This is a genomic window from Rhodococcus spelaei (genome assembly GCF_006704125.1).
GTDB lineage: Bacteria > Actinomycetota > Actinomycetes > Mycobacteriales > Mycobacteriaceae > Rhodococcus_G > Rhodococcus_G spelaei.
On the sequence record NZ_VIGH01000003.1, the window covers coordinates 559,258 to 568,355 of the forward strand.

A 9,098-nucleotide genomic window follows, 5' to 3' on the forward strand; every position below is an offset into this window, starting at 1 on the left:
CGGTTCGGAGGCTGCGATCCGTGCGGGATCGACGTCGGATCAGTCGACGACGGCTTGCAGCCTGCTGCGGACGCCGTCGACGAACAGGCTCAGGCCGTAGTCGAATCGTGCTGTGCCGCTGGTGATGTCGTATAGCGGTGAGGCCTCCTCGGCGAGCGCGCCGTGTGAGTCCATCTGCATCCGGGACTGCTCGTCCATGGTCTGGCCGAGGATGTAGTAGAGCAGGGTGTCGGCCGCGAGCTCGGATTCGTCGCGGGGCAGTCCGGCCTCCGCGCAGGACTGCGCGAGGGTGTCGTGGGCGTCGTTGGTGGCCAGTCGTGCCGAGTACGACGCCGCCGCGAGCTCGGCGCCGTCGCGATGCGCGAGCAGGGCGTCACGGATCCGATGCGCGAGCGTCCGCAGGCGGGTGTCCCAGCCACGGTCCGCCATCGGGGCCGAGACGCCGGCGAGCATCGCGTCGGTGATCGCGGCGAGCAGCGTCTGCTTGTTGGGGAAGTGCCAGTACAGCGCCCCGGGCTGGACGCCGAGCGAGGTTGCGAGTCTGCGCATGGTGAGGTCGCCGAGGCCGTACTCGTCGAGAATCGCGATCGCGCCGTCGAGGACGTCACCCCGTCGCAGTTGCACTGTGCTCGTTCTCCCTGCCGGTCGTCGGTTGTTGACACCATTTCACCACGAACCTAACCTGAACGCCGTTCAACTTGTACGGTGTTCAAGTCTTTGTTCAGCGTGTCCGTCAGCCCGAGGAGTTCGAAGTGACCCAGGCCCCCGTCCGCACCGACATTCTCGCGCTCGCGCGGGAGCAGGTCCTCGAGCGCGGCGAGGGCCTGACGCAGGAGCAGACCCTGCAGGTGCTGCAACTGCCCGACGAGAACCTCGAGGAACTGCTCGGCCTCGCGCACGACGTCCGGATGAAGTGGTGCGGACCCGAGGTCGAGGTCGAGGGCATCATCAGCCTCAAGACCGGCGGCTGCCCCGAGGACTGCCACTTCTGTTCGCAGTCCGGGCTGTTCGCCTCCCCGGTCCGGGCCGCCTGGCTCGACATCCCGAGCCTCGTCGAGGCCGCCAAGCAGACGGCCAAGTCCGGCGCCACCGAGTTCTGCATCGTCGCCGCCGTCCGCGGGCCCGACGAGAAGCTGCTCGCACAGGTCGCGGCCGGTATCGAGGCGATCCGCAACGAGGTCGACATCCAGATCGCCTGCTCGCTCGGCATGCTCACCCAGGAGCAGGTCGACCAGCTCGCCGCGATGGGTGTGCACCGCTACAACCACAACCTCGAGACCTCCAAGTCGCACTTCCCGAACGTGGTCACCACGCACACCTGGGAGGAGCGGTGGGGCACGCTGAAGATGGTCCGCGAGGCCGGCATGGAGGTCTGCTGCGGCGGCATCCTCGGCATGGGCGAGACCCTCGAACAGCGCGCGGAGTTCGCCGCGAACCTGGCCGAACTCGAGCCCGACGAGGTGCCGCTGAACTTCCTCAATCCGCGCCCGGGGACCCCCTTCGGTGACCTCGAGGTGCTGCCGGCCTCCGACGCACTGCGGGCCGTCGCGGCGTTCCGGCTCGCGCTGCCGCGCACCATCCTGCGCTTCGCCGGCGGCCGCGAGATCACCCTCGGCGACCTCGGCGCGAAGCAGGGCATCCTCGGCGGCATCAACGCCGTCATCGTCGGCAACTACCTCACCACGTTGGGCAGGCCTGCCGAAGCGGACCTGGATCTGCTCGGTGAGCTGCAGATGCCGATCAAGGCCCTCAACGACACCATCTAGGGTTGACCACGTGACGATTCCGCACGAGCTGAACCGTTCCGAGGTCGTCGACTTCCCGGAACGCTACAACCCGTTCACCGGCCGCCGCGTCGTGCCCGGCGTCGACGACGCCGTCCCCGCCGCTGCCCTGCTCGGCCTCGAACCGCCGCGATTCTGCGAGGAGTGCGGTCGTCGGATGATCGTGCAGGTCAGCCCCGACGGCTGGTGGGCGAAGTGTTCGCGGCACGGTGTGACCGACTCGACCGCACTCGGCCTGAGGTGACCGTGCGGGCCCGGATCGTGAGGCCGAAGCTCGACCCGTCGGAGGTCAGGGCCGCCGCGCGGATCGTCGTCGCGGTGGTCCTCGCCAGCGCGATCGGTGGCATCGGCTGGGGCATGCTCGTTCCGGCGCAGCACTTCCTGGTGCTCTCCGGGGGTCGCGCGACGTCACTGACCTCCGAGAGCAACCACCAGTTCGACGCGGTCGCGCTGTTCCTGTGCCTGGGGTTGATCCTCGGCGTGCTCTCGGCGGTCGCGGTCTGGCTGTGGCGGTCGGTCCGCGGCGCGGTGGTGCTGGCCGGACTGCTGATCGGGTCGATGGTCGGGACGGCCGCTGCCGCACTGGTCGGGCTGGGGGTGGCCAGGCTGCGGTTCCCCGAGGTCACCGACGTCACGGTGGGACAGATCGTGCCCGCGACACCGGGAATCGGCACCCCGATGGCGTTGATCCTGCAGCCCTTCGCGGCGGCCCTGGTGTACCTGCTGCTCGTCTCGCTGAACCCGCGCGACGATCTCGGTGTCACGCCCGCTCCCGCTGCCGCCGGCCCCGACTCTGCATCAGCGATCGACGGAAGCCCGCAGGCGCACGTCACCGAGTAGCCGCGCCGACGCCATGACGCCGAGGCGTCGGGTGGCCAGACGGGTACTCAGCGAGGTCACCCAGTTCGCGAAGCCGGAGACGACGCTGGGCGGCGAGCTGCGGCGGTCGAGCGCGCGGAACGTGGTCGCGACCACCTGCTGGGCCGTCTGCATGCGGCCCACCGCCGCGTCCTCGGTGCCGACCACGTCGAAGAACTCGGTCCGGGTGGCCCCGGGGCACACGGCCAGGACAGTCAGCCTCGTGCCACGCGCCTCGGCCCACAGTGCCTCGGTGAAGCTGAGTACGAACGCCTTGGTTGCCCCGTAGACGGCCATCCCGGGGGTCGGCTGGAACGCGGCCGTGCTCGCGACGTTGACGAGCGCGCCGCCGCCGTCGAGCAGGTCGGACATGAAGGTGTGCGTCATGTCGACGAGACTGTTCACGTTGAGCTGGATCTCGGAGCCGAGCCGCCCGAGGTCCGCGGACGCGAAGTCCCCGTGGGTACCGAATCCGGCGTTGTTGACCAGCGAGCCGACCCGGATGCCGCGCTCGGTGAGCTCGTCTCGCAGTCGGGTCGCGGCGCCCGTGACGGCGAGGTCTGCCGGCAGGACCGTGACGGTGACGCCGTGGGCGCCGCGCAGCTCGTCCGCGAGCTGTTCGAGTCGATCCGCCCGCCGGGCGACGAGGACCAGGTCGGCGCCCCGCTCGGCGAAACGTCGGGCGAACTCGGCGCCGAGGCCGGCGCTGGCTCCGGTGACGAGGACGGTCGTACCGGCTACGTCGATGGACATGTCTGCTCCTCGGGGTTGACGGAATTTCGGTCACTGGATTCAGGAGCTCGTGGCGAGGCCCGAGCGTGCTCAAATGTAGTCACTGTCACCAATGTAGTCAACGACAACATTTTGCTATCCTGGCGGCATGCTCGCCGACCAGCCGTACCACCACGGCAGCCTCCGTCAGGTGCTGCTCGCCAGCGCCGAGAACACCCTCGAGAGAGAAGGCGTGGACGGGCTCTCGTTGCGCAAACTCGCCCGCGAGGCCGGCGTCAGTCACGCGGCACCGAGCAAGCACTTCCGGGACCGGCGAGCTCTGCTGGATGCGCTGGCGGAGTCGGGCTTCCACCGGCTGACTGGGACGCTGGCGGAGGCGGTCGCCGGCGCGCGGCCGGACGCGCGCGCTCGCTTCGTTGCGCTGGCGGACGCGTACGTCACGTTCGCGTTGGCGCATCCCGCCCTGCTGGCACTGATGTACGGGACCAAGCACGCGCCGGGTGCCACCGAGCAGTTGCTCGCCGCGGGCCACGAGTCGATGGACCTGACGGTTCGGATCGTCACCGAGGCGCAGGCGGCCGGTGACATCGGGCCGGGCGATGCCGACAGGATCGCCCTCGTCGCGTTCGCGGCGTTTCACGGCATCGCGACCCTCGCGGCGGGCGGCATGCTCGACGGTGCCCCGGTCGACGAGGTGGTCACGGCCGCCTCGGACCTGTTCTGGCGCGGTCTGGCCCAGGCCTGACGGCCCTCGGGCCGCGGGTGCTCAGGTCGGTGGACGCAGCGCGGCGAACTCGTCGGTGACGCGCAGCCGCGACTCGGCGAACCGGTACAGCGCGGGCGGACGGCCGCCGGACTTGCCGGACGGCGCGGTGGTGCCGGTCGCGGTGAGCACGCCGCGGCGGCCGAGGACCCGTTGCAGGTTGGTCGCGTCGACCTGGTAGCCCAGGGCCGCGCAGTAGATCTCGCGCAGGGTGGACATGGCGAACTCGTCGGGGGCGAGGGCGAAGGCGATGTTGGTGTACGAGAGCTTGGCGGCCAGTCGAGTGCGGGCGTGCTCGACGACGACGCCGTGGTCGAAGGCGGTCGGCGGTAGTGCGGACACCGGGTGCCAGGCGGTGTCCGCGGGCAGGTCGGGGTCGGCGTCGAGCGGGACCAGTCCGAGGAAGGTCGAGGCGATCAGCCGCACGCCCGGCACCCGCTGGGGGTCGCTGAACACCGACAGCTGCTCGAGGTGCGCGACCTCGCGCACGTCGACCTTCTCGGCCAACTGGCGCCGCGCCGAGGTGGTGAGGTCCTCGTCGTCGCGCAGGATTCCGCCCGGCAGCGCCCAGGCGCCTCGCTGCGGATCGAGTGCGCGCTGCCACAACAGCACGCAGAGCTCTTCGCCGTCCTCACGGTTGTCACCTGCGGGAACGGTGCGAACCTGGAACACCGCGGTGAGCACTTCGTGGAGAGTGTTACGATGGGGCACGTTTTCGATCGTAAGTCGAAAACCCCTTGAACGGAAATCCGGGCCAGCCCGCCCGGCATTTACAGCGAACCTGGTTCGCGGTGAAGGAGAACGGCCATGACATCAACGTTGTGGGCAGGTGCAGGTCAGATCATCGACGGTCCCGGTGGCTACACCGGAATCGAGGCCGGCCCCGAATGGGCTGCCGAGGTCCGGCGGCTGGCGAAGGAACGCGGCGCGACGCTGCTGGCGCACAACTACCAGCTGCCCGCCATCCAGGACGTCGCCGACCACGTCGGCGACTCGCTGGCACTGTCCCGGATCGCGGCCGAGGCCCCCGAGGGCACCATCGTGTTCTGCGGCGTCCACTTCATGGCCGAGACCGCGAAGATTCTCAGCCCGAACAAGACGGTCCTGATCCCCGACGAGCGGGCCGGCTGCTCGCTCGCCGACTCCATCACCGCCGAGGACCTGCGCGCCTGGAAGGCCGACTACCCCGACGCGGTGGTGGTCTCGTACGTCAACACCACCGCCGAGGTGAAGGGCCTGACGGACATCTGCTGCACCTCCTCGAACGCGGTCGACGTGGTCAACTCGATCGACCCCGACCGTGAGGTGCTGTTCCTGCCGGACCAGTTCCTCGGCGCGCACGTCAAGCGGGTCACGGGCCGGACGAACATGCAGATCTGGGCGGGCGAGTGCCACGTGCACGCCGGCATCAACGGTGACGAACTGACCGCCCAGTCGAAGGCGCACCCCGGCGCGGAGCTGTACGTCCACCCGGAGTGCGGTTGCGCGACCTCGGCGCTGTACCTGGCGGGCGAGGGCATCGTCGACGACGACAAGGTGAAGATCCTCTCGACCGGCGGCATGCTCGACGCAGCCCGCGCCAGCAACGCGAAGCAGGTGCTCGTCGCTACCGAGGTCGGCATGCTGCACCAGCTGCGCAAGGCCGCGCCGGAGATCGACTTCCAGGCCGTCAACGACCGCGCGTCCTGCCCGTACATGAAGATGATCACCCCGGCCGCGCTGCTGCGGTGCCTGGTCGAGGGCAAGGACGAGGTGCACGTCGACGATGCGGTCGCCGACCGCGCCCGCAAGTCCGTGCAGCGGATGATCGAGATCGGCAACCCGGGCGGCGGCGAGTAATGACCGGGCCCGGGGCGAGCGCAGCGACGGGGGGACTTGCCGCTGTGGCCTGGGAGGCGTACGCCGACCTGGTCGTCGTGGGCGGCGGCGTCGCCGGACTGACCGCCGCCCGCACTGCCTCGCTGCGGGGACTGAAGGTGCTCACCGTCAGCAAGGGCGGGCCCACCGATACCGCGACCCAGTACGCCCAGGGCGGCATCGCGGTGGTCGGGGACCTGCGCACGGACTCGGTGGACTCGCACGTCACGGACACCTGCGCGGCAGGCGCCGGCCTGTGCGACGAGGACGCGGTCCGTTCCATCGTCGCGGGCGGTCCGGCCGCGGTCGCCGCGCTCACCGACCTGGGGGCGGTGTTCGACCTCGGGCGCGACGGTGCGGTCTCGCGTACCCGCGAGGGCGGGCACAGCACCCGCCGGATCATCCATGCCGGTGGCGACGCCACCGGCGCCGAGGTCCAGCGCGCGCTCGGCGCGGCAGGCATGCCGGTGCTGTTCGGGGCGGCCGCGGCGCGTGTCGTCACCGACGCGGACGGCGTCACCGGACTGATCGTGCTGTCCGACAAGGGAGTCGGCGTCATCCACGCCCCCTCCGTGCTGTTGGCCACCGGTGGACTCGGGCAGTTGTACGCGTGCAGCACCAACCCGCCCGGCGCGACCGCCGACGGTGTCGCCTTGGCGTTGCAGGCGGGCGCGACCGTCGCGGACGTGGAGTTCGTACAGTTCCACCCGACCGTCCTGTTCAGCCCCGGCGGCGTCGGCCGCCGCCCACTGATCAGCGAGGCCGTCCGCGGCGAGGGCGCGATCCTGGTGGACGGCAACGGAGATTCGGTGACGGCGGGGGTGCACCCGATGGGTGATCTCGCCCCGCGCGACGTGGTCTCGCGGGCGATCGCCGACCGCATCCGCACCCTCGGCACCGACCACGTGTACCTGGACGCCCGCGCGATCGACGGCTTCGCTGCGCGCTTCCCGACCGTCACCGCGTCCTGCCTGGCGGCGGGCATCGACCCGGCGCGACAGCTGATTCCCGTTGCGCCCGCGGCACATTACGCGTGCGGCGGCGTGGTGACCGACGTACACGGCCGTACCGCCGTGCCGGGACTGCTGGCGGCGGGCGAGGTCGCGCGGACCGGACTGCACGGCGCTAACCGGTTGGCCTCGAACAGCCTGCTCGAGGGCCTCGTCGTGGGGGAGCGGGCCGGGACCGCGGCCGCCGAGCGTGCGCAGCGACGCGTCGAGGTCGCCGAGGCGACCCTGCCTGCGTTGCCGCGCGCCGACCGTTCGCATGTGCAGGCACTGATGACCGCGCACGCATCGGTGGTACGAGACGGCGACGGATTGTCGACGGCGGCAGCCGAACTCGACGAGGCCCCGGTGGTGATCGCGTCGTCGGTCGCCGACCTGGAGGATGCCGCGCTCACAGTGTCCGCCTCGGCGCTGGTGCTGGCGGCGCGGGCGCGGACCGAGAGTCGCGGGTGCCACACCCGCAGCGACTTCCCGCAGACCTCGGAGGTGCAACGCCGCAGCATCGTGATGCGGATGGACGCCGACGGCGCACTCGACCTACCCGAACTGGTGACAGGAGCATGATGAGCACGCTGGCCGACGGCCTGGACCGCGACGAGATCACCACGCTGGTGCGGGTGGCGTTGGACGAGGACCTGCGGTACGGGCCCGACATCACCTCGGTGGCCACGGTTCCCGCCGGGGCCGTCGCGAAGGCCTCGGTGGTCTCGCGCAGTGCCGGGGTGATCGCCGGACTCGACGTGGGCCTGCTGGTGCTCGACGAGGTCGTCGGCGCCGGCAACTACGAGGTGCTCGGGCGGGTCGAGGACGGCGCGGCAGTGCGTTCCGGCGACTCGGTGCTGACGGTGACGGCACCGACCCGGGACCTGCTCACTGCCGAGCGGACCATGCTGAACCTGGTCTGCCACCTGTCCGGGATCGCCACCGCGACCGCGGAATGGGTTGCGGCCGTGGATGGTACGCAGTGCAAGATCCGCGACAGTCGCAAGACGCTGCCCGGACTGCGGGCGCTGCAGAAGTACGCGGTCCGGATGGGCGGCGGCGTCAACCACCGGATGGGCCTCGGCGACGCGGCGCTGATCAAGGACAACCACGTGGCCGCCGCCGGCTCGGTGGTCGCGGCTCTGAACGCGGTGCGGGCCGTCGCCCCGGACATCGAGTGCGAGGTCGAGGTCGACAGCCTGGCCCAGCTCGACGACGTGCTCGCCGAGAACGTCGAACTTGTGCTGCTCGACAACTTCGAACTCTGGGAGACGCAGTCGGCGGTGCAGCGTCGCAACGCGCGGTCGCCGCAGACCAGGCTCGAGTCCTCCGGTGGACTGACGATCGACGTCGCCGCCGACTACGCGCGTACCGGCGTCGACTACCTGGCGGTGGGCGCGCTGACCCACTCGGTGACGGTGCTGGACCTCGGCCTGGACATGTGAGGCGGCTGCGCCGCCCGTGCGCGCGGTTCACCCCGCCTGGGGTGAACGCCGCGCACAGTCGGCGGAGCCGAACGGGCGGGATAGTCTGCAAGGGACTGAACGTTGGCCACAGGCTGAAGGAGTTCCCATGTCCTCTCGTCTCAACCCGTACATCAGCTTCACTGACAACGCCCGCCAGGCGATGGAGTTCTACAAGGACGTCCTCGGCGGCACCCTCACCCTGAGTACCTTCGGGGAGTTCGGCGACAAGGACGGACCCGGCGCCGACCTGATCATGCACGGCATGCTGGAGACACCGGCGGGCTTCACGCTGATGGGCGCCGACACACCGCCTGGCATGGAACACAATCCGGGCACCAACATCGCGGTGAGCCTGAGCGGCGACGACGCCGACGAACTGCGGGGCTACTGGGCGAAGCTCACCGACGGCGGCGCGGTCGCGGTGCCGCTCGAGAAGCAGATGTGGGGCGACGAATTCGGTATGTGCACCGACAAGTTCGGCATCGGCTGGATGGTCAACATCGGCGCGCAACAGGGCTGAGCTAGATGTACTGCCCAGGCAGGTTGGTTGAGAGATTGCGACGACACGCTGTAGCTGGTCGTTGAACAGCGAAGGTCTCCTGTCGTGAAGTGGAGCTGCTTAGACACCCACTACACCGACAGGAGACCT

Annotated in this window: 11 protein-coding genes; 8 read left to right on the forward strand and 3 right to left on the reverse strand. The window is 70.1% G+C overall.

From position 1 onward, the window contains the following. Window positions 1–39 precede the first annotated feature (39 nt). Entirely contained in the window at window positions 40–624 is a 585-nt protein-coding gene (locus FK531_RS09350) for a TetR/AcrR family transcriptional regulator C-terminal domain-containing protein (protein ID WP_142098072.1), read from the reverse strand. Between the two features lie 128 nt (window positions 625–752). Here FK531_RS09350 and bioB point away from each other — a divergent pair, with 128 nt between their 5' ends. The 3 genes from bioB to FK531_RS09365 are packed head-to-tail and all read left to right on the forward strand — an operon-like array spanning window position 753 to window position 2,624. Then, window positions 753–1,766 (forward strand): biotin synthase BioB, encoded by a 1,014-nt coding sequence (gene bioB, locus FK531_RS09355; protein ID WP_142098075.1) that lies wholly within the window; start codon window positions 753–755, stop codon window positions 1,764–1,766. 10 nt (window positions 1,767–1,776) lie between these two features. Then, window positions 1,777–2,028: a biotin synthase auxiliary protein BsaP gene (bsaP, locus tag FK531_RS09360; protein WP_246098037.1), complete on the forward strand. Its 252-nt coding sequence runs from the start codon at window positions 1,777–1,779 to the stop codon at window positions 2,026–2,028. Window positions 2,029–2,045: 17 nt separating this feature from the next. Next, on the forward strand, window positions 2,046–2,624 hold the full coding sequence (locus FK531_RS09365; protein WP_246098039.1) for a DUF2567 domain-containing protein: 579 nt from the start codon (window positions 2,046–2,048) through the stop codon (window positions 2,622–2,624). Here the strand turns inward: FK531_RS09365 and FK531_RS09370 are convergent. Beyond that, window positions 2,583–3,395 (reverse strand): SDR family NAD(P)-dependent oxidoreductase, encoded by an 813-nt coding sequence (locus FK531_RS09370; RefSeq protein ID WP_142098078.1) that lies wholly within the window; start codon window positions 3,393–3,395, stop codon window positions 2,583–2,585. The two genes, FK531_RS09365 and FK531_RS09370, sit on opposite strands and share 42 nt — an antisense overlap. Window positions 3,396–3,522: 127 nt before the next feature. Here FK531_RS09370 and FK531_RS09375 point away from each other — a divergent pair, with 127 nt between their 5' ends. Then, entirely contained in the window at window positions 3,523–4,119 is a 597-nt protein-coding gene (locus FK531_RS09375; RefSeq protein WP_142098081.1) for a TetR/AcrR family transcriptional regulator, read from the forward strand. Window positions 4,120–4,140: 21 nt separating this feature from the next. Here the strand turns inward: FK531_RS09375 and FK531_RS09380 are convergent, their stop codons facing one another. After that, entirely contained in the window at window positions 4,141–4,848 is a 708-nt protein-coding gene (locus tag FK531_RS09380) for an NUDIX hydrolase (RefSeq protein ID WP_142098084.1), read from the reverse strand. A 96-nt stretch (window positions 4,849–4,944) separates the two neighbouring features. On the opposite strand from FK531_RS09380, the gene nadA reads away from it, so the two are divergent. The 4 genes from nadA (at window position 4,945) to FK531_RS09400 (ending at window position 8,969) form a co-directional block, all read left to right on the forward strand. Continuing rightward, window positions 4,945–5,976 (forward strand): quinolinate synthase NadA, encoded by a 1,032-nt coding sequence (gene nadA, locus FK531_RS09385; RefSeq protein WP_142098087.1) that lies wholly within the window; start codon window positions 4,945–4,947, stop codon window positions 5,974–5,976. After that, complete coding sequence (locus FK531_RS09390; protein ID WP_142098090.1) at window positions 5,976–7,565, forward strand: L-aspartate oxidase; 1,590 nt, start codon at window positions 5,976–5,978, stop codon at window positions 7,563–7,565. Before nadA ends, FK531_RS09390 begins: the two co-directional genes overlap by 1 nt. Then, window positions 7,562–8,428 carry a carboxylating nicotinate-nucleotide diphosphorylase gene (gene nadC / locus FK531_RS09395; protein ID WP_435531033.1) on the forward strand — a complete coding sequence of 289 codons (867 nt, stop codon included), beginning with the start codon at window positions 7,562–7,564 and terminating at the stop codon, window positions 8,426–8,428. Before FK531_RS09390 ends, nadC begins: the two co-directional genes overlap by 4 nt. A gap of 127 nt (window positions 8,429–8,555) precedes the next feature. Beyond that, on the forward strand, window positions 8,556–8,969 hold the full coding sequence (locus FK531_RS09400; protein WP_142098096.1) for a VOC family protein: 414 nt from the start codon (window positions 8,556–8,558) through the stop codon (window positions 8,967–8,969). Window positions 8,970–9,098: the final 129 nt, after the last annotated feature.

What these genes read in the sequence shown, in the direction of transcription:
- FK531_RS09370 (WP_142098078.1), bottom strand. Translation starts at nt 3,395, where the DNA reads ATGTCCATCGACGTAGCCGGTACGACCGTCCTCGTCACCGGAGCCAGC.
- FK531_RS09375 (WP_142098081.1), top strand. Translation starts at nt 3,523, where the DNA reads ATGCTCGCCGACCAGCCGTACCACCACGGCAGCCTCCGTCAGGTGCTG.
- nadA (WP_142098087.1), top strand. Translation starts at nt 4,945, where the DNA reads ATGACATCAACGTTGTGGGCAGGTGCAGGTCAGATCATCGACGGTCCC.
- FK531_RS09390 (WP_142098090.1), top strand. Translation starts at nt 5,976, where the DNA reads ATGACCGGGCCCGGGGCGAGCGCAGCGACGGGGGGACTTGCCGCTGTG.
- nadC (WP_435531033.1), top strand. Translation starts at nt 7,562, where the DNA reads ATGATGAGCACGCTGGCCGACGGCCTGGACCGCGACGAGATCACCACG.
- FK531_RS09400 (WP_142098096.1), top strand. Translation starts at nt 8,556, where the DNA reads ATGTCCTCTCGTCTCAACCCGTACATCAGCTTCACTGACAACGCCCGC.